Source organism: Cypionkella sp. (genome assembly GCF_036782355.1).
Classification (GTDB): domain Bacteria; phylum Pseudomonadota; class Alphaproteobacteria; order Rhodobacterales; family Rhodobacteraceae; genus Cypionkella.
In genome coordinates this window covers 16768-41118 of record NZ_DAIPZF010000021.1, presented here as the reverse complement: position 1 = coordinate 41118, position 24351 = coordinate 16768, and the positions used below count along the sequence as shown (strand labels likewise).

Sequence of the window (24351 nt, the reverse complement as noted above, 5' to 3'; positions counted from 1 at the left end):
CGCCTGCGGGACTATATCCTGCCGTAAGGTCAAGCAACTGACACCAAAGGCATAAACAGGAGACCACCATGCACGCTTGGCGCGTAACGCAACTGGGACAGCCGGCAATCCTTCAGCCTTGCCCCCGCCCCATCGCCCAAGCCGGTGAAGCGCTGATCCGCGTCAAGGCCTGCGGGTTAAATTTTGCCGACTTGCTGATGCAAGAGGGCAGCTACCAGCAAACGCCGCCACCGCCCTTTACCGCCGGAATGGAGTTTTCGGGCGTGATCGAGGCGCTGGGGCCCAATACCGCTGGCCCCGCCCTTGGCACCCGCGTTGCGGCCTTTGCGGGGTCGGGCGGTTTGGCCGATTATGCCGTGGTGCCAGTGGCGCGTCTGGTGGCTTTGCCCGCAAGCATGAGCTTTGCCCAAGCCGCAGCCTTTCAGATTGCCTATGGCACCTCGCATCTGGCGCTGGATCATCGCGCACGCCTTCAGGCGGGCGAGACGCTGCTGGTGATGGGGGCAGCCGGCGGCGTTGGGCTGACGGCGGTCGAAATTGGCAAGCGGATGGGCGCGCGGGTGGTGGCCTGCGCGCGCGGGGTGGCCAAGTTACAAATCGCAGCCCAAGCGGGGGCAGATGTACTGATCGACAGCGACACACCCGATCTGAAGGCCGCGCTTAAGGCTTTGGGCGGTGTCGATGTGGTCTATGACGCCGTGGGCGGCGCGGGCTTTCGCGCGGCACTCTCGGCCTGCCGTCCCGAGGCGCGGATTTTATGCATCGGTTTCGCCTCGGGCGAGGTACCGCAGATTGCAGCCAACCTACTGCTGGTGAAAAATCTAACCGTCATGGGGCTTTACTGGGGAAGCTATCTGGAGTTTGCGCCACATATCTTAACCCAAAGCTTGCAAACCCTATTCGCGTGGTTCGAAGCGGGCGGTCTTCACCCGCATATCTCGCACCAACTGCCCTTCGCGCAATACCCGCAGGGGCTCGCGCTATTGCGCAGCCGACAGGCCACCGGCAAGGTGGTGATCCTGCTGTAGGCCATCGCCGCGCTCGGACACCACCGGCCTGCCGGGGCGCGCGACATAGGCCTGCCGGATCATCGCGCCCAGCGCCAAGACCGCTTCGGAATGCGCGGGATCGGCGATGTAAAGGTTCACCTTCATCCGCGACAGATCGGGCAATTGGCCACCGTGGTTGATGCGTTCGACATAGGGCGGCTCGGAGCCTTGCAAGACGGTATGCACCGCCAGATCGGCCGAAACCGTGGCCTCGACCACCCGCGTGCTATCGGCCTCGACCGCCATTTCCCAAGCAATGCCAGCGCGGTCCAACTCGGCCTGCACGCCCTGACGGAAAAAGCAATTGTGCTCATAGGCCAGCCGCAGCGGCCGCTGTTTCCAGCGCGCGCCACCCGGGGCACCGACCCAGATCAGATCCAGCTCGGCAATGGTTTCCCCGCCCGCACCAACATCCTTTTCCGTGGTCAGGATCACATCGCATTCCCCTCGGGCAAATTGCGCCTTCAGCACTCGTGTGAAGGACGAAATCAGACTGACCCGCATTTTCGGATAGTCTTTGGCAAAGCGGCGCAGCACCTGGGGAATCGCCGGATAGACGATGTCATGCGGCACCCCCAGCACGATCTCGCCCTCGGGCTCGGACCGCGTCAGCTTGCCGAAAATCTCGTCATTCAGCGCCAACATGCGGCGGGCATAGCCCAAAAGCTGTTCGCCCGAAGGCGTAAGCCCGACTTGCCGCGCCGAGCGATCCAAGATCTGCGTGCCCAGCATTTCCTCTAACCGCTTGATTTGCATAGAAACCGCCGATTGCGTCAGGTTCAAAAACCCAGCCGCCCGCGTCACCCCGCCCGCATCGGCAATCGCCACAAAAGACCGCAAGGAGGTCAGATCCAGATTCCGCATGACATCACAATTCCTGATGTGAGACTTCAAAAGCATTCATTTTCATAATATGCGCCTTTGCCCTATATCAATCAAGCGATGTGAAGGCCTGCCGGTCACAAAGACGAGGCGCCGCGCATCCCGTTACCGATGTTCCTGAAAGGAAAGACCATGTTCGCCTCGCTCACCCTCTCCACAATGGCTGTTTCCCATGTGCAGACGCGCGGCTTTGCTGTTGCCGACCTGATGACCCTTGCGCGCCTTGCGTTTGTCGCTCGCAGCCAGCGCCGCCACCTTGGCCGGCTTGACAGTACCCGATTGGCCGACCTTGGCCTGACCGCCGCACAAGCCCAGACCGAGGCAAAGCGCGCATTTTGGGATGTACCGACAAACTGGCGCCGCTAAGTCATTGGCACGGTTATAGGATTTTCTGCCGATATATCCTTGAAATCTACAAGCATAGTCCCAATATTGAAGGCATTCGGGGGTGCGGTAAAAACGCCCCCTCACCCTTCAACCGGAGGCTGTCATGGCTGAGTACGATACAATTCGCACAGTTGGCGTAGGCGCGCGCGCCTCGCAGATCGACGCTGGGCTTCGCGCCCATATGAATAAAGTCTACGGGCTGATGTCCGTGGCGATGATCATCACGGGCGCTGTGGCTTGGGCCGTTGGCACCAGCCCTGCGATGCTGCAAGTGATCTTTGGCTCGCCGCTTAAGTGGGTGGTGATGTTCGCCCCGCTGGCGATGGTATTTGCCTTTGGCGCCATGATTAACAAGCTTTCGGTCGCGGCCGCGCAGCTGTTCTTCTATGTCTATGCGGCGGCCTTTGGTCTTTCGCTGTCGTTTATCTTCGCGGTTTATTCCGGCGTGTCGATCGCGCAGACCTTCCTTGTCACCGCCATCTCTTTCGCGGGTCTGTCGCTTTATGGCTATACCACCAAGAAAGATCTGTCAGGCGTGGGTTCGTTCCTTGTCATGGGTCTGATCGGTCTTTTGGTGGCCTCGGTGGTCAATATCTTCCTCGCCTCTTCGGCGCTGAACTTTGCGATCTCGGTGATTGGCGTGCTGATCTTTGCTGGCCTGACCGCTTGGGACACCCAGAAGATCAAGGCCGACTATATTGAACACGCACAATATGGCGACGAGGCTTGGCTTGGGAAATCGGCGATCATGGGCGCGCTGACGCTCTACCTTGATTTCGTCAACCTGTTCATGTTCTTGCTGCGCTTCTTGGGCAACCGCGAATAACCCAAAGCTATCATCAAACACAAAGGGCCGCAGGAAACTGCGGCCCTTTTGCGTTTAGTCCCCTGCCCCACAATCCACAGCGGATAAAAGCCTGAGGCACAAAATGAAAAACCGCGCCCAAAGGCGCGGCAATTCTAGAAAGCTGAGGGCAGATCTTACTTGATCTTGCCTTCTTTGTATTCAACATGCTGACGCTTTACGGGGTCATACTTGTTGACTGTCATCTTCTCGGTCATGGTCCGGGCATTCTTCTTGGTCACATAGAAGTGTCCGGTGCCAGCCGTCGAGTTCAGACGGATCTTGATCGTCGCCGGTTTGGCCATAGTCGTCTCTCCTGCATCGGGGAAACACCGTTGCCCCGCAAATCCTTGAGCCTGCCTTTTACTTGCGCGAGGGGCAGAGTCAACAGCGATTCCGCAAATTCAGCAGCGGAATCGACCATGCACCCAAACATTCCTGCGCAGGGGCGGCCAAGCTCTGCCAAGGGGGGATAAAATTGCGCGGATGGCCTATAAGCCGGATTTTGTCCAAGGGGTTGCCCCCTCTGGATGACCATTCCTCTGCCACCCGTGTTACCACGAGCAGTCAAGCTGCCAACCCGGGCCCCTGGGCTGAAGTGTCCCTGCCGTGGTCTCCGCTAGCGCGGACCTTACGACACAGGGCCCCTATTCGGCATTGCTCCGGGTGGGGCTTGCCATACCGTCCTTGTTACCAAGTCCGTGGTGGGCTCTTACCCCACCGTTTCACCATCGCCCTGGATCCGTCAGACCGAAGCCTGACACCAAGGCAGTCTTTTCTCTGTGGCGCTTTCCCTGGGGTTACCCCCGCCGGACGTTATCCGGCACCCTTCCTTCATGGAGTCCGGACTTTCCTCGAGCGTTGCCGCCCGCGGTCATCCAGCCATCCGCGCGAGGCGGGGCTTACGCTGGCACGGGCGCGTCGTCAACCGCGAAGCGGCGGGCAAGCGCGCAGGCCATGCCTGCATCAATGCTATCCAGCGGCCCGCGCGCCGTAGGGCGAAAGCGCAGCCGAAAGGCGGTCAGCAGCGCTTCGGGGGGAGCCTCTGGGTAGCCAAAGCACCTAAGCGCGGGCAGGAAGGCCTCGGCGGGCGCAGCGGCGACGTCCGCAGGCCAGATCGACAGGCCTTGCCGCGCCAAGCGCCGCCAGTCAAACCGCGCTCCGGGGTCGGATTTGCGTAAGGGCGCCATGTCGGAATGCCCGATCACGCCTTGCGGTGCGATCTGCCAGCGCGCCATGATGCCGCGCAACAGATCCTCTAGGGCTGCCATCTGCGGTTCGGGAAAGGGTTGGCTGCCGGTATTGGCAAGCTCGATGCCGATGGAGTGGCTGTTCACATCCGTGATCCCCGCCCATGCCCCCACCCCCGCGTGCCAGGCCCGCAGCGCCTCGGGGACCAGCGCCTCGGCCTGCCCCGCCTCGGACAGCAACCAATGCGCCGAGACCTCGTGTTCGGGCGCACAGAGCCGCGCGCGCGCCTCGGCACAACTGGCCATGGCGGTGTAATGGATCACGATCAGCGAAGGCAGCGCCCCACCTCGCCGATCAGAGAAATTCGGCGAGGGGAAGGCGATCAATTCTGCACAGCCGCGCGGAAGGGGGCAGGATCCCAAGCGCAGGCATAGCCGTCACCGTCTGGATCAAGGCCTTTGCGGTCACGCACTGGGCCACCCGCGTTCAAAAACGCCTCTTGCGCCAGATCGGGCGAGGCATAGCGCGCGCAGGCCGCGTTATAGCTGGTCAGCCGCAGACCGCTGCGCCGGTAAACTTGCGTGCCGCGTGGGTTGCGCGAAGACAGCGCAAATTGCACGATATTTGGCCCCGCCTCGCCCACCCGCTGCGGCAAGGCAGTGGGCTGGTCGATCTGATATTGCGCGCGGTTGCGGTCTATCCGCACCTTGTCGCTCTCGATGGTTTCGCGCTGCGACACGGCGTCAAAGTCTTGCTCATCCGAAATCTTCGCAACTGATTGCATTTCCGAAGTGGTCTCGACAATGCCAGCGGGCGCATTGCCCCGCGGGCGATTGGCCGAACCGATGATCGACCCTGTCACCAAGGGCTGACCATAGCTGGAGGCCGATTGCGGCAAAGGTGCCGCCTGCTGCAAAACTGGCACCGAAGCGATCCGCGCATCGGGTGTCTTGCCCTCGGCCTTATCGATTGCGGCGGCGGCGGCAGCGGTGGAAAAGCCCGAGCCTGCCAGCGGTTGCGGCTGCATAGGCATTGCCGACAAAGGCGCCGCCGGATAGCTGCTATAGTCGGAAAACCCCACCCCAGCCGCGGAATCTGGCACCACAGGATTGCAGGCGGCCAGACTCAGAACAGCCAAGGTAAAAACGGAACGACGCATGTTTTGCCCCAAAGTTTGTTATCCTTTGGCCCTTACCACCATTTATCAGGCTTTGCCACAAAGCCCGCAGCGCGTTCCAGAACATAGGCATGATTAAGCAAACCGCCCTCATCCCATGGCCGACCCAAAAGTTGCAGCCCCATCGGCAGGCCCTTGCTATCAAGCCCCATCGGCACCGCAACGCCAGGCAAGCCAGCAAGGTTGGCGGTGACGGTGAAGACGTCGTTCAGGTAAACCTCGACCGGCGTCGCCTTGTCCATCTCGCCCAAGGCAAAGGCGCTAGACGGCGTGGCAGGCGCCAAAATCGCGTCGATGCCCGCAGCAAAGGCCTGCTCGAAATCGCGCTTGATCAAGGCCCGCACTTTGCGCGCGCGGTTGTAATAGGCGTCGTAAAAACCGGCTGACAGCACATAGGTGCCAACCATGATCCGGCGCTGGGTCTCGGGGCCAAAGCCCTCGGCGCGGGTGTTTTCATACATCTCGGTGATGCCATCGCCCGATTGCAGGGCGGCGCGGTGGCCATAGCGCACCCCGTCATAGCGCGCGAGGTTGCTCGAGGCTTCGGCAGGGGCGATCACATAATAGGCTGGCAGTGCATATTTCGCATGTGGCAGCGAGATATCCACAATCTCGGCCCCGGCATCGCGCAGCATGTCGCGGCCCTGCGCCCAAAGCGCGTCAATCTCGGCGGGAATGCCTTCGATGCGGTATTCGCGCGGAATGCCGATCTTTTTGCCGCGAATGTCGCCGGTAAGTGCTGCCTCAAAGTCAGGCACGGCAATGTCGGCGCTGGTGCTGTCGCGCGCGTCATGGCCCGCCATCGCTTGCAAGAAAATCGCCGCATCGCGCACGGTTTTGGTCATCGGCCCCGCCTGATCCAGGCTCGAGGCATAGGCGACAATGCCGTAGCGGCTGACACGGCCATAGGTGGGCTTGATGCCAGTGATGCCACAAAAGGCTGCGGGCTGGCGGATAGAGCCGCCCGTATCAGTGCCCGTAGCCCCCAAGCAAAGATCAGCCGCCACGGCCGCAGCAGACCCGCCCGAAGACCCGCCCGGCGTGCGTTTGGCGTCATCAACCTTCCACGGGTTGACCGCAGGGCCATAGCACGAGCTTTCATTGCTTGATCCCATGGCGAATTCGTCCATGTTCAGCTTGCCCAGCATCACCGCACCGGCGTCAAACAGCTTGCCCGTCACGGTCGATTCGTATTCGGGCTTGAACCCCTTCAGGATGTTCGAGGCCGCTTGGGTTGCGACACCTTTGGTGCAGAACAAATCCTTAATGCCCAGCGGAATGCCGCACATATCAGGCGCATCGCCGGCCTTGATCCGCAGATCCGCCGCGCGGGCCTGTTCCAGCGCGATCTCGGGGGTTTTGTGCACAAAGGCGTTCAACCCGTCGCCTGCATCAATCGCCGTCAGGCAAGACATCGTCAGATCAACAGCCGAGATTTCGCCCCGACGCAACGCATCGCGCGCCGCAGCAATGGTCCATGTGTTCGCAGTCATTATTCCACCACCTTCGGCACAGCAAAAAAGCCTTCGCGCGCATCAGGCGCATTTTTCAAGATCGCCGCTTGGATATTGCCATCCGTCACCACATCTGCCCGCCGCTTCAACCGCATCGGCGTCACAGAGGTCATAGGCTCGATGCCCTCGACATCGACTTCGTTCAACTGCTCCATAAACCCAAGGATGCCCGACAGCTTTTCAGCCAGCGCGGGCAGGTCGGTCGTGGGCACGGCGATGCGGGCCAGTTTGGCCACCTTCCGCGCGGTGTCGATGTCAATGGACATGGGGGTCTCCGCCAATTCGATGTTTCCTTCGTTTAGCCCTCCCGCCCCAGCGCTGCAAGGGCGGCGCGGCTTTGGCTGGCGCTTTGACATCGCATTCGCCCGCCCTACTATAGATCAAAGCAATTTCAGGAGCATAAAATGCAGATCACATGGCTTGGCCATTCCAGCTTTCGCATCGAGATCGAATCCGCAGTGCTGCTGATTGACCCTTGGTTTACCGGCAACCCGATGTTTCCAGCCGAGGCGCGGGCAGAGGCGATTGCGGGGGTCACCCATATTCTGATGACCCATGCCCATTCTGACCATATCGGCGATGTCATTGCTGTTGCAAACGAGCTGTCGGTGCCGCTGGTCGGCATCTATGATCTGGTGGCCTATCTGCAAAAGCGCGATGGCGTCGCAGGGATGGGCTTTAACAAAGGCGGCACGATGGATCTGAACGGCGCCAAGGTCACGCTGGTCAACGCCTGCCATTCTTCAAGCCTTGCCACCGATGCAGGCCCCGTCGCCGCAGGATCGGAGGCGGGCTTTATGATCGCAGGCGAAGGCCATACGATCTATCTGTCAGGCGATACCGATATCATGGCCGATATGGAATGGATGGGCGACTATCACAAACCCGATATTGGCATCCTGTGCTGCGGCGGCCATTTCACCATGGATATGCAGCGTGCGGCCTATGCTTCGCAAAAATACTTTGACTTCAAGACCATCATCCCTTGCCATTATCGCACCTTCCCGCTTTTGGCGCAGAATGCAGATGTCTTGGTCGCAGCCCTGCCAAAGGTGCAGGTGATCGAGCCGCAGGTGATGCAGGCGATCACTCTATAAGGTCAGAGACCGGATAGATCGGCTCGGGCGCGCGGCGTCCGGGCTGGTTCAAGATCTGATCAAAGCTCATGCCCAGACGCGCTTCGGCCTGCAACACCACGATGGCCGCCGCCCGCGCATCTTCGCCCGCGTCGTGATGCTCGAACCTCAGGCCCAACTGCCGTTTCAGATGCGCAAGACCGTGGCCGCCATTGCCGATAAACTCGGGCCAAGCCCGCCGCGCGATTTTAACAGAATCGCCCCAGCGCCACGCGATCTCGGCCAGACCAAAGCGGGCGCAGGCCGCCCGCATTGCGCGCGCATCAAAGCTGCTGTGCTGGATCAGATGATGGCGCGACAACAAAGGCGCCAAGCGCGCCAAGGCTTCGCCAAACAACGGCGCGCCCGCGACATGTTCGGCGCCAATGCCGTGCAGCTGGGTGTTAAAACCTGAAAACCGCATCTGCGGGTCAACATAGGTGGCATAGGTCTCAATCGCGCCGCCCTCGCGCACGCAAGCCAGACCAATTTGGCAAATGCTGGCGGCATCGCCACAGGCAGTTTCGACATCCAGCGCGATAAAGCGGAACGCGCCCTGTGGCAAAGCTGCCGCCAAATGTCCGCCGCGCGCCTGCCACTCTGCCATAAATCCCCCACCCCTGCTGTGGCGGGCAGGCTACGGCAGTCGCCACGGCACAACAACCCCGCGCGGGCATAGGGGGCCTTCCCAACCGGCGAAAGCCGCCCTAAACTGAAGGCTCACCCGCGAAAGGAGCCGCAGATGAAACCGATGATCGGCGTGATTGGTGGCTCGGGCGTCTATGATATTGCGGGGCTAGAGGGGGCGTCTTGGGTCAAGGTGAAAACCCCTTGGGGCAGCCCGTCGGACGAAGTTCTGCTGGGCCGTTTGGGCGGCATCCCCATGGCCTTTCTGCCGCGCCATGGTCGCGGCCATGTACAAACCCCGTCCAGCATCAATTACCGCGCCAATATTGACGCGCTGAAACGGCTGGGCTGCACCGATGTGGTGGCGGTTTCAGCGGTGGGCAGTCTGCGCGAAGACTATGCGCCGGGCGATTTTGTGCTGGTGGATCAATATATTGACCGCACTGTAGCGCGCGAGGCGTCGTTCTTTGGGCCCGGTTGCGTCGCCCATGTCAGCCTTGCCCATCCGACCTGCGCGCGACTGGGGGCGGCCTGTATGGCCGCAGCCAGCGCGGCGGGGGTGCGGATCCATCCGCGTGCCACCTATCTGGCGATGGAGGGGCCGCAGTTCTCGACCCAAGCCGAGTCGAGGCTTTACCGCCAATGGGGCGCCGATGTGATCGGCATGACCGGGATGCCCGAGGCAAAGCTCGCGCGCGAGGCCGAGCTTTGCTATGCCTCGATCGCCATGGTGACCGATTACGACTGCTGGCACCCTGACCACGGCGCCGTGGATGTGGCGGCGGTGATCAAGACCTTGCTGGCCAATGCCGATGCCGCGCGCAACACCGTGGCAGAGCTGCCCAAGCTATTGCCCGCCCGCGCGCCCTGCCCCGAGGGCTGCGACCATGCGCTGACCCATGCGATCATGACCGCCCCCGCCAAGCGCGACGCCGATCTGGTTGCGAAACTGGATGCGGTGGCGGGGCGGGTGCTGTAAGCCTGCCGCAATTCCCGACACAGAGGCCCAGCTATGAAAACCGTCAAAGACTATATCCGCACGATCCCCGACTTTCCGCACAAGGGCATCATGTTTCGCGATGTCACCACGCTGTTTGCCGATCCGCGCGGGTTTCGCATCTGTGTCGATCAATTGCTGGCGCCCTATGCTGGCCTGCCGATTGACAAGGTCGCAGGCCTAGAGGCGCGCGGCTTTATTCTGGGCGGGGCTGTGGCGCATCAGCTTTCGACCGGATTTGTGCCGATCCGCAAGCAGGGCAAATTGCCCGGCGCGGTGATCTCGCAGGCCTATACGCTGGAATATGGCGAGGCCGTGGTCGAAGTGCATCAAGATGCGATGCTGGCGGGCGAAAAGGTGCTGCTGGTGGATGATCTTTTGGCAACCGGCGGCACGGCCGAGGCCGGGATCAAGTTGATCGAGCGTTTGGGGGCCGAGGTGATTGGCTGCGCCTTTGTGATTGATCTGCCCGAGCTGGGCGGGCGGCGCAAGCTGGAGGCGATGGGCATGCGCGTGCATGCGCTCTGCAGTTTTGACGGGCATTAACCATTTATTCAGCGAATCACTTTAAGACTTAAGGCACTCGGGCAGATGCCCAGAGGGAAGCGCTGCTTGCAACACGTGACCCACCCAACCCCAGCGCCCTGTCGGTTTTCCGGCAGGGCGTTTCTTTATGTGCCAAAGGCGGGGGTTTCACACCCCCGGGCTGCAAATCCTTGCGGCTTTGCAGCCTCCCCCGTGGGATATTTAAGGACAGATGAAAGGGCTGTTAGCTTTGCAAGATTGCGCCGGGGTTCATGATGCCATTGGGATCAAGCGCTGCTTTGATCGCGCGCATGGCGGCGATTTTACCGCCGTCGCCGTAGCGCAGAAGATCATCGACCTTAAGCCGGCCCAGCCCATGTTCTGCTGAGACCGAACCGCCTAAGGCATCCACCAGATCGTGGACGCATTGCTTGACTGCCTCGCGTTGGTTTTCGTGGTCCTTGCGGGATTTGCCGTGGTTGGGAAAAACGTTGTAATGCAGATTGCCATCGCCCAGATGGCCAAAGCAATTGATCCGCCAATCGCCGATTTTCGCCAAGGCGGGGCCGGCTTGGTCGATGAACTGCGGGATCAGGCTGAGGGGAAGCGAGATGTCATGGCTGGAAACCGCACCAATGCGGCGGTTGCCTTCGGGGATGGATTCGCGGATGCGCCAAAGCGCTGCGCGCTGTGCCTCGGAGCTGGCGATGACGCCGTCTTGGCAGAGGTTTGCGGCAAGGCCCGCTTGAAACAGCGCCGCAAGGTGATCGGCGGCCACGCCAAATCCTGCGGGCAGGCCGATGTCGATCAGCACCATCCACGCGGGGCCGCCGCCGAGCGGGCTGGTCACCTCGGGCATGGTTTCGGCCAGAAAATCGAGGCCGATGCGGCTGATCAGCTCGAAGCCCGAAATCATGCCGGAAAGACGGCTTTCGGCAAGACTAAGCAGCGCCAAAGCCGCAGCGGGGTCGGTAACGGCGATCAGCGCCGTGCCTGCCTCGGCGGGTTTTGGATAAAGCCGCAGCGAGGCGGCGGTGATCACGCCCAAAGTGCCCTCGGCCCCGATCAGCAGATGCCGCAGATCGTAACCGGTGTTGTCTTTGCGCAGCCGTTTTAGCCCGTTGAACAGCGTGCCGTCGGGCAGCACCGCCTCGATGCCAAGGCACAGATCGCGGGTATTGCCGTAGCGCAACACATTCAGCCCGCCTGCATTGGTGGCAAGGTTGCCGCCGATCTGGCAGGTGCCTTCAGAGGCCAGCGCAAGCGGGAAGATCCGGCCCAGCTTTTCAGCCTCGGCCTGCACCTGTGCCAGCACCATGCCCGCCTCGACCACCAGCACGGATTCGGCCGGATAGGCTCCGCGCAGCCCCGCCATACGTTCGAGCGACAAAACCACAGGCAGCGGCCCAGTGGGTTGCAACTGCCCGCCGACCAGCCCGGTGCCGCCGCCCCATGGCACCACGCCGACACGGGCACGATTGGCGGCGCGCAGGATGGTTGCGACCTCGGCCGCGCTGCGCGGCAGCGCCACCGCCGCCGCCTGCCCCTGCCAGCGCCCGCGCGGCTCGGTCAGATACCGAGGCTCGGGCGGGCGCAGGCAATCGTCGGGCAACTCTGCCGCAAGGGCGTCCAGAAAAGGCAGGTCGGCAGAGTTCAGCATGTTACCTCACAAGGTGATCGTGCGCGCCAAAGCCGCAATCGCATGCGCCGAAGTCACGTTGCGCTCGGTTTTGGCCAGCGTGATACCGGTTTCCAGTTTGGCCGCAAGCGCCGAGCGGTTTAGGCCATTTGGCGCCAAAAGATAAAGCGCGCGATCGGTTTGCGCCAGAGCTTCGCCGTCTTTTGCAAGGCTGGTCAGTGCCGAGATCTGGGCGGCGGGAACCGGGCCTGCCAAGAAATAGATATGCACTTTGCTACCATCAACGGCAGCCTGCTTGGCATAGGGGTTGGCGGCGACAATCGCGTCAAATTCGGCCAAATCCATCAGGAACTGCGCGGGTGCGAAGCCGAAACGGTCTTTCATCGCGGCGGTGATATTGTCTTGCAGATCGGCAATCGCCGGATCGACGAAGACCGCATTGCCGCTTTGGATATGGGTGTGGATCTGTGCCAGCCCCAATTCCAGCAGCATCTGCCGGAACTCCGGCATCGGCAGGCGATTGGCGCCCGAGACGTTTACGCCTCGCAGCAGCAGCACTTTGATCTTGGACATCGGGGTCTCCTCGGCGACTGCCGACCGCTCCGGCGTAGGGTCAGCCTACGTCCGTGCGGCCACGTCGGTCGTGCCGTAAATTTGCGTATAGCACATGGTTTCGCCAGCGCCCGTTGATTTGCAGATAAGATTGCGCCACGCCCTCATATTTAAAGCCGGTTTTTTCCAAAACTCCGCGCGAGGGGGTGTTTTCCGGCAAACAGGCGCTTTCGATGCGCGACAGATCCATGGTGAAAAAAGCGTAATGCACCAGCGCTTGCACCGCTTCTTTCATATAGCCGCGCCGCGCAAAGGGGGCGCCCACCCAATAGCCAAGCGTGCCCGCCTGCACCGGGCCACGGCGAATGTTGTCCAATGTCAGCGCGCCCAGCAGGCGTTGATCGTCGCGGTGAAACATCAGCAACGGCAGCGCGGTGCCCTGCCCTTCGGCCCGACCTGCCCAATAGACGCGGTTGGTAAAGGCTTTGCGCGACAGATGGTCATGCGCCCAGACCGGCTCCCACGGCCGCAGGTGATCCGCCGAGGTTTCGCGCAGCTCGGTCCAGCTGCGAAAATCGGCATGCGTCGGCAGGCGCAGGGTCATCCGCTCGGTTTCAATGCTGATGCGGCGACGAAACCCCAGCATCAGGCAAGAAGCCGTTTGCGAATATCCTCTAGCGTCGGAGCCGCGGCGACGGGGCCATAAAGCGCAAGGGCTGTGTCAGCAGAGGTCAGTTCACCCGCAAAGCGGCGCACATCTTGCACCGAGACCGCATCAATCCGCGCAACCGCCTCTTCGATATCGGGCACGCGGTCATAGATCGCAAGCAGGCGCGCCAGACGCTCGGCGCGGCTGGAGGGGCTTTCCAGCCCCATCAGCAGACCCGCCTTAAGCTGCACGCGGGCGCGGTTGACCTCGGCTTCGGACATGTCATCGGCGGCGCGCTTCATCTCGTCGATGGTGATCTGGGTCAGATCGCCCAGCTCTTCGCCGCTGGTGCCTGCGTAAAGCGTGATCTGGCCCGCGTCTTCATAGGCCCCCGATTGCGCAAAGATCGAATAGCACAGCCCGCGCTCTTCGCGCACCTTTTGGAACAGCCGGCTCGACATGCCGCCGCCCATCGTCATCGCGTAGACCTGCGCGGTATAGACATCGGGGTCGCGGTAACCGGGTGCGTTGAAGGCCATGGCGAAATGCGCTTGCTCCAGATCCTTGATCTCGCGCCGCTCGGAGCCGCGAAAGGTTGCGGGCTGAAACGTGCTGGCGGGTTTTGGCGTCATCGCGCCAAACATCGCTTCGGCTTGGCGCACAATCGCATCATGATCGACACCCCCAGCAGCGGCCAAGATCATCTGGCCGGGGCCGTAATGTTCGGCGACAAAGCCTTGCAAATCCTTGCGGGTAAAGGCGCTGACCCGCTCTTCCGGCCCCAAAATGGTGCGGCCAAAGGCTTGGTCGGGGTAGGAGACCTCTTGCAGCCAATCAAACACGATGTCGTCGGGCGTGTCCAAAGCCTGGCCGATTTCTTGCAAGATCACATGACGCTCGACCTCGATTTCCTTTTTGTCAAAGGCGGGGTTCAGCACGATGTCACCGATCACATCCAGCGCAAGGCCGACGTCGGCCTCAAGCACACGCGCGTAATAGGCGGTCATCTCGCGCGAGGTATAGGCGTTGATATAGCCGCCAACATCCTCGATTTCCTCGGCAATTTGCAGGCTGCTGCGCCGCTTGGTGCCCTTGAAGGCCATATGTTCCAGAAAATGCGCGATGCCGTTTTGTTCGGGGCGTTCATGCCGCCCCCCTGCCATCACCCAAACCCCAGCGCTGGCGCTTTTCAGCCCCGGCATGTGTTCGGTGACAATGCGAAACCCGTTCGGCAGGGTGGTCAGGCGAAGCGTCAAAGCGCAATCCTTTCGCGGATCAGGGCTTGCAGCGCGCCCAAGTCATTGGCCACGCGCGTCATGCGTTCGGGGCGGTCAAACAAATCGGCCATGCGGTCAGGCAAGGCGGGCCTTGTGCCCATCGCAGCCTCGACCGCATCGGGGAATTTCGCCGGATGCGCAGTTGCCAGCGTGATCATCGGCACTTGGCCCAGATGTTCTTCGGCAACCTTGACGCCCACGGCGCTGTGCGGGCACAACACCTCGCCGGTTGTGGCATAGGCATGGGTGATGGTGGCGCGGGTTTCTTCCTCAGAGCAGCGGCCCGAGGCGAAGGTTTCGCGCAGCATCTGCAAAGCCCCTTGCGAGATGCTGAAACCGCCGGTCTTCATCTCGTCCATCAGCGCCGCAACCGCAGCGCCATCGCGACCATAAGCATCAAACAAGGCGCGTTCAAAGTTTGACGAGACCTGAATATCCATCGACGGGCTGATCGAAGGCTTTACGCCGTTGGTCTTATAGTCACCCGATTTGATCGCACGGTCCAGAATGTCGTTCTGGTTGGTGGCGATCACCAATTGCTCGATCGGCAGGCCCATTTTGCGCGCGATATAGCCGGCAAAGATGTCGCCGAAATTGCCGGTGGGCACGGTGAAAGACACCGGCCGCGCCGGCGCGCCAAGGCTGACCGCGGCGCTAAAGTAATACACCACCTGCGCCAGAACCCGCGCCCAGTTGATGCTGTTCACCCCCGCCAGCCGCACGCCGTCACGAAAGTCAAAGTCGTTGAACATATCTTTGACGCGCGCCTGACAATCGTCAAAATCGCCGTCCATCGCCAGCGCATGCACATTCGCCTCGGACGGCGTGGTCATCTGGCGGCGCTGCACATCAGACACCCGGCCATGCGGGTAAAGGATGAACAGATCAACATTGGCAAGACCGCGAAAGGCCTCCATAGCCGCCGACCCGGTATCGCCCGAGGTGGCCCCGACGATGGTGATCCGCGCGCCGGTTTTGGCAAGGGCGGCCTGCATCATCTGACCGATCAGCTGCATGGCAAAGTCTTTGAAGGCAAGCGTCGGGCCGTGAAACAGCTCGAGCAGGAAATGATTCGGCCCCAATTGCACCAGCGGCGCGCGGGCGGCATGGCCAAAGCCCTTGTAGGCGTTCGACAAAAGCACCTTGAATTCCACATCGCCAAAGGTATCGCCGATAAAGGGGCGCATCACCCGATAGGCGATTTCCTCATAGGGCAGGCCTGCCAAGGCGGCGATCTCGGCATGGGTCATCTGCGGCACGACTTCGGGCACATAAAGCCCACCGTCGCGCGCCAGCCCCGTCATCATCGCTTCGCCGAAGTTCAAAACCGGAGCCGCGCCCCGCGTCGAGATATACCGCATCTGTTGCCCTTAACTCTTTTGTCGCGTGATACGCCAGACAAGCCCCGCTGTCATCAGCGCCCAAACCAAAGCCAGCAAAAACCAGGTGATCGCATAGCCCCAATGGTCGTTGGGAATCGAGGCCGTGTCCACCGGCATTGGCGAAATGCCGTCACCCGTGGGCGCGCGCGCCACGATGATCACGGGTTCGGTGTGTAAAATGGCCGCCATCGCATCGGCGTCGCGGGCAAACCAAAGTCCGGTCTTGGCATCAGGCGGCGGCGTATAGGCGTTGGAATCACGCGGCCACATCAGATTGCCAAGGATTTTAACATCCGTCACGGTCAGGGCTTTGTGCTTGTCATCATCGACCAAAAAGCCGCGATCCACCAGCAAACGCCGCCCGTCCGTGGTTTCCAGCACCGAAATCACCTGCACGCCGGCGCCGATCATGGCTTGGCCCGACAGCACATAAAGCTGCTCGCCGGTAAAGCGGCCCTCGGCGGTGACGGGGCGATAGCGGTCGCGCTCGCGGTCAAAGCTGCGCGGCACCGGCTCGGCAGGGCTGGAAATGCCCGCCGTCATCTCATCCAGTTGCGCGCGCTTTTCATACATGCGCCCGATCTGCCAACTGCCCAGACTGCACAGGAACACAACCCCCGCCAAACCCAGCAACAGTGCAGAAACCAAACGGAACTTCATCGGTTATCCTTAAACGAAATGCGCGGGCCAAGGCAAAAGCCAGGCCCGCGCTTTTTGTCTTATGTTAGGCCTTTACTGGCCCCAGATATAGATCGAGGCAAACAGGAACAACCAAACCACATCCACAAAGTGCCAGTACCAGGCCGCGGCTTCAAAGCCGACGTGCTGTTCAACGGTGAAGTGACCCTTATAGGTACGGATCAAGCAGACGGCCAAAAAGATCGTGCCGATGATCACGTGAAAGCCATGAAAGCCGGTCGCCATAAAGAAGGACGCGCCATAGATATTGCCTGCAAAGCCAAAGGCCGCGTGGCTGTATTCATAGCCCTGAAAGAAGGTAAACAAAACGCCCAGACCGATTGCAAGGATCAGGCCCTGCTTGATCGAGGCGCGGTTGTTGTTCTCATGCACCAAAGCGTGATGCGCCCAAGTCGCCGCACAGCCCGAGCACAGCAGGATCAGCGTGTTGATCAGCGGCAGGTGCCACGGGTCAAAGGTGGTGATGCCTTCTGGCGGCCAAATCCCATCTTGCAGCGGCGACAAAGGCCCCATGGGATAAAGCGCGTGCTTGAAGAAGGTCCAGAACCAAGCGGCAAAGAACATCACTTCGGACATGATGAACAAGATAAAGCCATAGCGCAGGCCGATGCGAACCACTGGCGTGTGATCGCCGGTCTGGCCCTCATGCACCACTTCGGACCACCACGAGAACATGGTGTAAAGCACGCCAGCAAAGCCGATCAGCCCGACATAAGGCGCCGAGCCGTGCATCCAAAGCACCGCCCCGAACAACATGACAAAGGCGCTGAGCGAGCCGAAGAACGGCCAGATCGACGGCGGAAGAATATGATAATCGTGGTTCTTGGCGTGGGCCATGGTCGGGTTCCCTCGGTTTCTTATCGTTAGTTAACGGGCGTCGCGCGGTCAGTTTCAAGCGCAGCTTGCTTCTGTTCCTCGGTCAGCGGTGTTTCGTGGAATGTATAGGACAGAGTGATCTCTTTGATCAACTTGGCTTCTTTGTCCTGCATGATATCAGGGTCAACAAAGAAGGTCACCGGCATCAGAACCCGCTCTTGCGGTTTCAGCACTTGCTCGGTGAAGCAAAAGCACTCGATCTTTGTGAAATAGCCGCCCGCCTGATCAGGCGTGACGTTATAGCTGGCGGTGCCTGCAATGGTACGGTCGGTCGGGTTATAGGCCTCGTAGAAAGCAAGGCCGGTCTCGCCGATCCGCAGCTCCATCGACGGAACCTGTGGGTGAAATTCCCAAGCCATGCCCGCCTCAAGCGAGCCGTCAAAGCGGATCTTCACCACATCTTGCAAGATCACATCTGGGGCTTTTTCGGCAACCGATGTGGTGCCGGCAAAGCCCGTGGTGCGGCAGAACCAATTGTAAAACGGCACGGCCGCAAAACTCAGCGACAGCATCACCGCAGCGATGCCAAGCAATCCATAAGCGGTGCGGTTCTTGTTCATGGCTTTGGCACAATCGGTTGCGTTGACCCCAGCAGGCCGGGCGCATCATTGGCGTGCATCATGTCGCCATTGGTCACCTTCACCACCGTCAGTGCAAAAACCAGCGCCACAAAGCAGCCCAAGACCGTTCCGACGCCCAGATTGCGCGAAAACCGGCGCTTGTGAATCTCGTGTTCGGGTTTGAACGTCATCTTACCAGCCTCCAAAACCATAGGGGCGCAGCGCAGCCTCGGCCAGCAATGCCCCGAAATGCAGGAAAAGATACAGCAGCGAGAAGCGGAACACCGATTTCTCGACCTTATATTTATCAGCCGCCGCTTGGTCTTCATCGCGACGCCAAATCCGGTAGGCCCCGCGCAGGAATTCAGCATTCAGCACCACCGCAACCGCCAGATACACCGGCCCACCAATCGAGGTGAAAGCCGTGGCAATCGCAAAGGGCACCAAGGCGATGGTGTAAAGGATGATATGCTTGCGGGTGGATTTCTTGCCATGCGTCACCGTCAACATCGGCACGCCAGCTTGGGAATAATCTTCGTTCATGAACAAAGCCAAGGCCCAGAAATGCGGTGGCGTCCACATAAAGATCAGCATGAACATCAGGCAAGCTTCGACCGAGATATACCCCGTCGCTGCAACCCAACCGATCATCGGCGGGAAAGCCCCTGCCGCGCCGCCGATCACGATGTTCTGCGGCGTCGAACGTTTCAGCCACATCGAATAGACCACGGCATAAAAGAAAATCGTAAAGGCCAGCAAAGCCCCGGCCAGAATATTGGTCGCCAGCGCCAGCATCACAACCGAAATGCCCGACAAAGCAAGCCCGATGCCCAACGCCTCGCCCGCCTCGACCTTGCCCGCAGGCACTGGCCGCGACTTGGTGCGGCGCATGATCGCGTCAATATCGGCGTCCCACCACATGTTCAGCGCGCCCGAAGCCCCTGCCCCCAGTGCAATAAACAAAATCGCAGCAAAGCCCACAACCGGATGCAGATGCACAGGCGCCACCAGAAGCCCCACCAGCGCGGTGAAAACAACCAACGACATGACGCGCGGCTTCAACAGCTGCACGAAATCGCCAAAGCCTGCTTCTTTCATGTCGTCAAAGGATCGGATGTCGGCCATATACTCTTGGCTTTCTGATAAGGCCAAGGCCCCGCGAAGGGGCCCCGGCGCTTGATTTCAGGATCGCTTAGTTCGAAGCAAGAACGACGTTGCCGCCCTTGGCCTGCTCTACCCATTTGTCATAGGCCTCTTGGCTTACAACCTTGACCGTGATCGGCATATAGGCGTGATCCTTGCCGCAAAGCGTGGTGCATTGGCCAAAATAGACGCCCTCGCGCTCGGCGGTGAACCACAGTTGGCCCAAGCGCCCGGGAACCGCAGATTGCATAACGCCGAAAGCGGGCATTGCCCAAGCGTGGATCACATCTGCACCCGTCACTTGCACAACGATCTTCTTGCCAACCGGGATCACAACGGCGGTGTCGGTCGCCAAAAGATAGTCTTCTTTGCGGTAACCAGCTGCTTCAAGCTGGTCTTTTTCCAGACGGAAGCTGTCAAAAGCGACGCCCTGATCGGGATATTCGTACGACCAATACCACTGGTTGCCAGTGGCTTTGATGGTGATATCAGCGACAGGAATTTCTTGCTGCTTGAACAGCGCAGGCAATGAGAACGAACCAATGAACACAAGGATCAGAATAGGGATCAAGGTCCATGCGATTTCAAGCGGCGTGTTATGGGTGAATTTCGCCGGCGTCGGATTGGCTTTCTTGTTAAAGCGCACAATGATGTACAACAGCAATGCGGTCACAAAGACCACAATGACAGTGATGATCACCAAAATCATGTGATCCAACCACTGCAAATCGCGCGCGATATCGGTTGCGGCAAATTGATGCTCTGTCCCTTTTGGAACCGGGGCACCGATGATCTCCAAAGCCTGCGCCAAAGCAGCACCCGGCAACAGCATGCCAAGGCCCGCGGCAACACTAGCTTTCAACGTGGACAGTAGACGCATATTCATTTCCCGTATCAAAGGGCAGCTTTCACGCCACCTTTTCGACTATACCCGAGTGTCGAGCAGAATCCGATGTTTCTGGCCCTCCTGAAACCATATTCGCCGCAAGACGACAAGAGAAAGCTGCGACAAATCCGCTTCATCTGATCTAGATCAAGGCACTTTCTTTGCCGTATCAGTTTGCAAGCGATGCGCTCAGACTGTCAATCTTGCGCAAAAGCGACCGATTGCCGCAGCAATGCGTGAAAACGTCGCAGGCCTTGGCCGCTATGCTTGCGATCACCGCACCCAAGGCCTAAGTTTGTGCCAAAGGCTCGGCAAAGCGCTGACCTGTAACAGGAAAGCCTGCGCATGACCGATGCTCCCTTCCGCCCGTTTGAAACCTACGTCGATGAAGCCCAGGCGCTTGCTACCCTGCGCGCCGCCACCGCAGGCGCCGATGATGGCGAGCTGTTTTTTGAACGCCGCCGCTCAGAAGCCATCGTTTTGGATGATGGCCGTATCAAAACCGCCAGCTACGACGCCTCCGAAGGCTTTGGCCTGCGCGCGGTGCGCGGCGAGGTGGCAGGCTACGCCCATTCCACCGAGATCAGCGAAAAATCCCTGCTGCGCGCGGCAGAAACCGCGCGGCTTGCCGTGGGTGCAGGCGGCGGCACTTTGGCGGACGCACCCGCGCGCAGCAACGTCAAACTCTACGGCGATGCCGACCCGATGGCCGATGCCGCCTTTGCGGTGAAAATCGACCTGCTCAAGGAAATCGACGCCTATGCCCGCGCACTCGATCCGCGCGTGGTGCAGGTCTCGGCAGTGATCTCGGCGGGGCTGCAAGAGGTCGAAATCCTGCGCCCCGAAGGCCTACGCTATTCCGATGTGCGCCCAATGGCGCGGATGAATGTCTCGGTGATTGTCGATGACAAAGGCCGGCGCGAATCTGGCGGCATGGGCGGTGGTGGCCGCTTTGGGCTGGCGGGATTGATGCAGCCAAGCCATTGGCAACCCCTGCTGCGCGAGGCCCTGCGCATCGCCCTTGTCAACCTTGATGCCGTGCCCGCACCGGCGGGGATCATGGATGTGGTGCTTGGCCCAGGCTGGCCCGGCATCTTGCTGCACGAAGCCATCGGCCACGGGCTGGAAGGCGACTTCAACCGCAAGAAGACCTCGGCCTTCGCCGGGCTGATGGGGCAAATGATCGCCGCCCCCGGCGTCACCGTGCTCGATGATGGCACCATCCCCAACCGCCGTGGCTCGATCTCGATCGACGACGAAGGCACGCCCTCGGCAAAAAACACCCTGATCGAAGACGGACGCCTGGTTGGCTTCATGCAAGACCGCCAAAACGCCCGCCTGATGGGGGTGGCGCCAACCGGCAACGGACGACGCGAAAGCTACGCCCATATCCCGATGCCACGGATGACCAATACCTATATGCTCTCGGGCCCTGACGACCCCGCAGGCATCGTAGCCAGCCTGAAAGACGGCATTTACGCGGTCGGCTTCGGCGGCGGCCAAGTCGATATCACCAACGGCAAATTCGTGTTCTCTTGCACCGAAGCCTACCGCGTGCGCAACGGCGTGGTGGGCGAGGCCGTCAAAGGCGCCACCCTGATCGGCGACGGCGCAACCGCGCTCAAACAGATCCGCGCCATCGGCAACGATCTGGCGCTCGACCCCGGCATCGGCAATTGCGGCAAATCAGGCCAATGGGTGCCGGTCGGTGTCGGCCAACCCACCCTGCTGATCGGCGGCCTCACCATCGGCGGCTCGCAAACCTAAAGCCACAGCATTTGAACCAAATTTAGCTAAAATTGTTTCATCTGTCCAAAAATATCCCACGGGGGGAAGGCTGCAAAGGCGCTTGCGTCTTTGCAGCCTTGGGGGTGTGAAACCCCCTCTTACTTGCCGAACTTACCGCGCAGCGCATCGGCAAAAGCATTGCCCGCAGCAGCCGAACCCGCCTGCGTTGGCAGCGGCTTGCCGCGCGCAGGGGCCGGTGCGCGCTCCTCTGCCCGCTCGCGGCTTTGCGCGCGCGCCTCGCTGCTGTCAGATTTCATCGTCAGGCCAATACGCTTGCGCGCCACATCGACCTCGACCACCCGCACCTTCACAACATCGCCGGCCTTGACCACCTCATGCGGGTCCTTGACGAATTTATCCGCCAATTGCGAGACATGCACCAAACCGTCCTGATGCACGCCAATATCGACAAAAGCCCCAAAGGCCGCGACATTGGTGACCGTGCCTTCCAGCAGCATCCCCGGCTTCAGGTCTTTGATATCCTCGACCCCATCCGCAAAGCTGGCGGTCTTGAAACTGGGGCGCGGGTCGCGGGCGGGTTTTTCCAGCTCGGCCAGAATATCGCGCACCGTGGGCAAACCGAATTTCTCGTCCACAAAGGCCTTGGCTTCCAGCCCCTTGAGCGCCGAAGGATCCGCCATCAGGCTGCGAATATCGCGGCCACAAGCAGCCACGATTCTGCGCGCCAGATCATAGGCTTCAGGGTGCACAGACGAGGCATCCAGCGGCTCTTTCCCACCCGAGATCCGCAAAAACCCTGCCGCTTGTTCAAAGGCTTTGGGCCCCAGCCGCGCCACCTTCAACAGCTCGCGCCTTGTGGCAAAAGGCCCGTTCAGGTCGCGGTGGCTGACAATCGCCTCGGCCAGCCCCGCGCCCACCCCCGACACCCGCGCCAGCAGCGGCGCAGAGGCGGTGTTCAGATCAACGCCCACCGCATTCACCGCATCTTCCACCACCGCCTCCAACGAACGGCCCAGCCGGTATTGATCGACATCATGCTGATATTGGCCAACCCCAATCGCCTTGGGTTCGATCTTGACCAGCTCGGCCAAAGGGTCTTGCAGCCGCCGCGCGATCGAGACCGCGCCGCGCAGCGACACATCCAGATCGGGGAATTCCTTGGCCGCCAATTCGCTGGCCGAATAGACCGAAGCCCCGGCTTCGCTGACAATCACCTTCACCGGCTTTTCCGCCCCCGGCAGCACCGCCAAAAGATCGGCCACCATCTTTTCGGTCTCGCGGCTGGCGGTGCCATTGCCGATCGAGATCAGCTTGACCGCATGCTTGGCGATCAGCTGCGCAAGGACCACCTGCGCGCCGCGCAAATCGTTCTTGGGTTGAAACGGATAGACGGTGTCGGTGGCCAAAACCTTGCCGGTGGCATCCACCACCGCCACCTTGACCCCGGTGCGAATGCCCGGATCCAGCCCCATCGTGGCCTTGCCCCCCGCCGGAGCCGCCAGCAACAGGTCTTTCAAATTGCGCGCAAAAACCGCGATGGCCTCTGCCTCGGCCCGCTCGCGCAGCTCGCCCATCAGATCCAGCGTCAAGCTGGTTTTCAGCTTGACCCGCCAGCCCCAAGCCGCCGCATCGCGCAGCCAAGCATCACCAGCCCCCCGCCCCGAAGCCGCCAAGGCCGCAGCACAGGCCCGCTCGGCCGGGCTTTCGCCCTTGGCCGCATCGGCATCAATCGCCAGATCGACCTGCAAAAACCCCTCATTCTGGCCGCGCAGCATCGCCAAGACGCGGTGGCTGGGCGCGCCGGCCCAAGCCTCGTTGTGGTCGAAATAATCGGAAAACTTCGCGCCTGCGGCCTCTTTGCCCGCAACCCCCTTCGACGCAAGCCGCGCCACCTGCTTCATATGGCTGCGCAAGCGGCCCAAAAGGCTGGCATCTTCCGCCATGCCCTCGACCACAATATCGCGCGCGCCTTCCAAAGCGGCCTTCACATCCGCGACCTGTTCATTGACATAAGCCGCCGCCAACACCGCCGGATCAAGGTTGTGATCGGCCAAAATCGCCTCGGCCAAGGGGCCAAGCCCGTTTTCCCGCGCAATCATCGCACGGGTGCGGCGCTTGGGCTTATAGGGCAGGTAGATATCTTCCAGCTCGGATTTGGTCACCGCTTTGGCAATCGCAGCCGACAGCGCATCACTCATCTTACCCTGCTCGGTGATCGAGCCCAGAATCGAGGCCCGACGCGCCTCTAGCTCGCGCAGATAGACCAGCCGTTCGGCCAGATTGCGCAGCTGGGTGTCATCCAGCCCGCCCGTCGCCTCTTTGCGATAGCGCGCGATAAAGGGCACGGTCGCGCCCTCATCCAACAGCGCGATAGCCGAGGCCACCTGTGCGGGGGCCGCACCAATTTCGCCAGCAATTACAAGGGGGATACGGCGGGTGGCATCAGGGGTCATCTGGTCTTCCTTCATCTGGAAGACCGAGCATAAACCCATGGCGCGCCAAGGCCAAGGGGTGGAAGTGAGTGCTGTTTTGAAGGAATGGTACCGACGCCCCGGCTCGAACGGGGGACCCCTAGATCCACAATCTAGTGCTCTAACCAACTGAGCTACGTCGGCACTCAAGGGGGCGTTT

26 protein-coding genes, 1 tRNA gene and 1 other RNA gene are annotated in these 24351 nt (G+C 60.8%); 7 read left to right on the top strand and 21 right to left on the bottom strand.

The window, feature by feature from the left end:
* The first annotated feature begins 68 nt into the window (after positions 1-68).
* On the top strand, positions 69-1028 hold the full coding sequence (locus V7Q10_RS09820) for an NADPH:quinone oxidoreductase family protein (RefSeq protein WP_333868910.1): 960 nt from the start codon (positions 69-71) through the stop codon (positions 1026-1028).
* On the opposite strand, the gene V7Q10_RS09815 is transcribed toward V7Q10_RS09820, so the two are convergent.
* Positions 981-1913 carry a LysR family transcriptional regulator gene (locus V7Q10_RS09815; protein WP_333868909.1) on the bottom strand — a complete coding sequence of 311 codons (933 nt, stop codon included), beginning with the start codon at positions 1911-1913 and terminating at the stop codon, positions 981-983. The genes V7Q10_RS09820 and V7Q10_RS09815 overlap by 48 nt on opposite strands.
* A gap of 129 nt (positions 1914-2042) precedes the next feature.
* Between V7Q10_RS09815 and V7Q10_RS09810 the strand changes: the two genes are divergently transcribed.
* A complete protein-coding gene (locus V7Q10_RS09810) occupies positions 2043-2297 on the top strand; it encodes a DUF1127 domain-containing protein (RefSeq protein ID WP_333868908.1) in 255 nt (84 codons plus the stop codon).
* Positions 2298-2421: 124 nt separating this feature from the next.
* Complete coding sequence (locus tag V7Q10_RS09805) at positions 2422-3144, top strand: Bax inhibitor-1/YccA family protein (protein WP_333868907.1); 723 nt, start codon at positions 2422-2424, stop codon at positions 3142-3144.
* A 155-nt stretch (positions 3145-3299) separates the two neighbouring features.
* Here the strand turns inward: V7Q10_RS09805 and rpmG are convergent, their stop codons facing one another.
* The 6 genes from rpmG to gatC all read right to left on the bottom strand — a co-directional run bounded on the left by rpmG (position 3300) and on the right by gatC (position 7310).
* Positions 3300-3467: a 50S ribosomal protein L33 gene (gene rpmG / locus V7Q10_RS09800; RefSeq protein ID WP_054005708.1), complete on the bottom strand. Its 168-nt coding sequence runs from the start codon at positions 3465-3467 to the stop codon at positions 3300-3302.
* Positions 3468-3640: 173 nt separating this feature from the next.
* Positions 3641-4052: RNase P RNA component class A (gene rnpB / locus V7Q10_RS09795), an RNA gene on the bottom strand.
* Positions 4053-4064: 12 nt separating this feature from the next.
* Positions 4065-4739 (bottom strand): N-acetylmuramoyl-L-alanine amidase, encoded by a 675-nt coding sequence (locus tag V7Q10_RS09790; RefSeq protein ID WP_333868906.1) that lies wholly within the window; start codon positions 4737-4739, stop codon positions 4065-4067.
* Positions 4736-5512, bottom strand: a complete 777-nt coding sequence (locus tag V7Q10_RS09785) for a hypothetical protein (RefSeq protein WP_333868905.1) — start codon at positions 5510-5512, stop codon at positions 4736-4738. Before V7Q10_RS09785 ends, V7Q10_RS09790 begins: the two co-directional genes overlap by 4 nt.
* Positions 5513-5544: 32 nt before the next feature.
* Positions 5545-7023 (bottom strand): Asp-tRNA(Asn)/Glu-tRNA(Gln) amidotransferase subunit GatA, encoded by a 1479-nt coding sequence (gene gatA, locus V7Q10_RS09780; protein WP_333868904.1) that lies wholly within the window; start codon positions 7021-7023, stop codon positions 5545-5547.
* On the bottom strand, positions 7023-7310 hold the full coding sequence (gene gatC, locus V7Q10_RS09775; RefSeq protein ID WP_333868903.1) for an Asp-tRNA(Asn)/Glu-tRNA(Gln) amidotransferase subunit GatC: 288 nt from the start codon (positions 7308-7310) through the stop codon (positions 7023-7025). The genes gatA and gatC overlap by 1 nt, the downstream gene beginning before the upstream one ends.
* Positions 7311-7448: 138 nt before the next feature.
* Between gatC and V7Q10_RS09770 the strand changes: the two genes are divergently transcribed.
* Positions 7449-8141, top strand: a complete 693-nt coding sequence (locus tag V7Q10_RS09770; protein ID WP_333868902.1) for a metal-dependent hydrolase — start codon at positions 7449-7451, stop codon at positions 8139-8141.
* Here V7Q10_RS09770 and V7Q10_RS09765 read toward each other — a convergent pair.
* Positions 8131-8766, bottom strand: a complete 636-nt coding sequence (locus V7Q10_RS09765) for an exonuclease domain-containing protein (RefSeq protein ID WP_333868901.1) — start codon at positions 8764-8766, stop codon at positions 8131-8133. The two genes, V7Q10_RS09770 and V7Q10_RS09765, sit on opposite strands and share 11 nt — an antisense overlap.
* Positions 8767-8901: 135 nt before the next feature.
* Between V7Q10_RS09765 and V7Q10_RS09760 the strand changes: the two genes are divergently transcribed.
* The gene (locus tag V7Q10_RS09760; protein ID WP_333868900.1) at positions 8902-9765 is read left to right on the top strand and encodes an S-methyl-5'-thioadenosine phosphorylase; all 864 of its coding nucleotides are present in this window, start codon (positions 8902-8904) and stop codon (positions 9763-9765) included.
* A 33-nt stretch (positions 9766-9798) separates the two neighbouring features.
* Positions 9799-10329 (top strand): adenine phosphoribosyltransferase, encoded by a 531-nt coding sequence (locus tag V7Q10_RS09755; RefSeq protein WP_333868899.1) that lies wholly within the window; start codon positions 9799-9801, stop codon positions 10327-10329.
* 223 nt (positions 10330-10552) lie between these two features.
* Here the strand turns inward: V7Q10_RS09755 and V7Q10_RS09750 are convergent, their stop codons facing one another.
* From V7Q10_RS09750 to coxB, 11 genes are all read right to left on the bottom strand, one after another.
* Positions 10553-11968, bottom strand: a complete 1416-nt coding sequence (locus tag V7Q10_RS09750; protein ID WP_333868898.1) for an FAD-binding oxidoreductase — start codon at positions 11966-11968, stop codon at positions 10553-10555.
* 6 nt (positions 11969-11974) lie between these two features.
* On the bottom strand, positions 11975-12520 hold the full coding sequence (locus tag V7Q10_RS09745; protein WP_333868897.1) for a DUF1697 domain-containing protein: 546 nt from the start codon (positions 12518-12520) through the stop codon (positions 11975-11977).
* Between the two features lie 40 nt (positions 12521-12560).
* Positions 12561-13145, bottom strand: a complete 585-nt coding sequence (locus V7Q10_RS09740; RefSeq protein ID WP_333868896.1) for a GNAT family N-acetyltransferase — start codon at positions 13143-13145, stop codon at positions 12561-12563.
* On the bottom strand, positions 13145-14404 hold the full coding sequence (locus V7Q10_RS09735; protein WP_333868895.1) for a M16 family metallopeptidase: 1260 nt from the start codon (positions 14402-14404) through the stop codon (positions 13145-13147). The genes V7Q10_RS09740 and V7Q10_RS09735 overlap by 1 nt, the downstream gene beginning before the upstream one ends.
* Entirely contained in the window at positions 14401-15786 is a 1386-nt protein-coding gene (gene thrC / locus V7Q10_RS09730) for a threonine synthase (RefSeq protein ID WP_333868894.1), read from the bottom strand. The genes V7Q10_RS09735 and thrC overlap by 4 nt, the downstream gene beginning before the upstream one ends.
* A gap of 9 nt (positions 15787-15795) precedes the next feature.
* Positions 15796-16467 (bottom strand): SURF1 family protein, encoded by a 672-nt coding sequence (locus tag V7Q10_RS09725; protein WP_333868893.1) that lies wholly within the window; start codon positions 16465-16467, stop codon positions 15796-15798.
* 72 nt (positions 16468-16539) lie between these two features.
* Positions 16540-17343 (bottom strand): cytochrome c oxidase subunit 3, encoded by an 804-nt coding sequence (locus tag V7Q10_RS09720; protein ID WP_333868892.1) that lies wholly within the window; start codon positions 17341-17343, stop codon positions 16540-16542.
* Positions 17344-17369: 26 nt separating this feature from the next.
* Positions 17370-17942 (bottom strand): cytochrome c oxidase assembly protein, encoded by a 573-nt coding sequence (locus V7Q10_RS09715; protein ID WP_333868891.1) that lies wholly within the window; start codon positions 17940-17942, stop codon positions 17370-17372.
* On the bottom strand, positions 17939-18133 hold the full coding sequence (locus V7Q10_RS09710; RefSeq protein ID WP_333868890.1) for a hypothetical protein: 195 nt from the start codon (positions 18131-18133) through the stop codon (positions 17939-17941). Before V7Q10_RS09710 ends, V7Q10_RS09715 begins: the two co-directional genes overlap by 4 nt.
* Before the next feature lies 1 nt (position 18134).
* The gene (gene cyoE, locus V7Q10_RS09705) at positions 18135-19067 is read right to left on the bottom strand and encodes a heme o synthase (RefSeq protein ID WP_333868889.1); all 933 of its coding nucleotides are present in this window, start codon (positions 19065-19067) and stop codon (positions 18135-18137) included.
* A gap of 67 nt (positions 19068-19134) precedes the next feature.
* The gene (gene coxB / locus V7Q10_RS09700) at positions 19135-19965 is read right to left on the bottom strand and encodes a cytochrome c oxidase subunit II (RefSeq protein WP_333868888.1); all 831 of its coding nucleotides are present in this window, start codon (positions 19963-19965) and stop codon (positions 19135-19137) included.
* 351 nt (positions 19966-20316) lie between these two features.
* Between coxB and tldD the strand changes: the two genes are divergently transcribed.
* Positions 20317-21738: a metalloprotease TldD gene (gene tldD / locus V7Q10_RS09695; RefSeq protein WP_333868887.1), complete on the top strand. Its 1422-nt coding sequence runs from the start codon at positions 20317-20319 to the stop codon at positions 21736-21738.
* 119 nt (positions 21739-21857) lie between these two features.
* Here tldD and V7Q10_RS09690 read toward each other — a convergent pair whose 3' ends face one another.
* Both V7Q10_RS09690 and V7Q10_RS09685 read right to left on the bottom strand, forming a co-directional pair.
* Entirely contained in the window at positions 21858-24173 is a 2316-nt protein-coding gene (locus tag V7Q10_RS09690) for a Tex family protein (protein ID WP_333868886.1), read from the bottom strand.
* Positions 24174-24258: 85 nt separating this feature from the next.
* A tRNA-His gene (locus V7Q10_RS09685) sits at positions 24259-24335 on the bottom strand.
* Positions 24336-24351 lie beyond the last annotated feature (16 nt).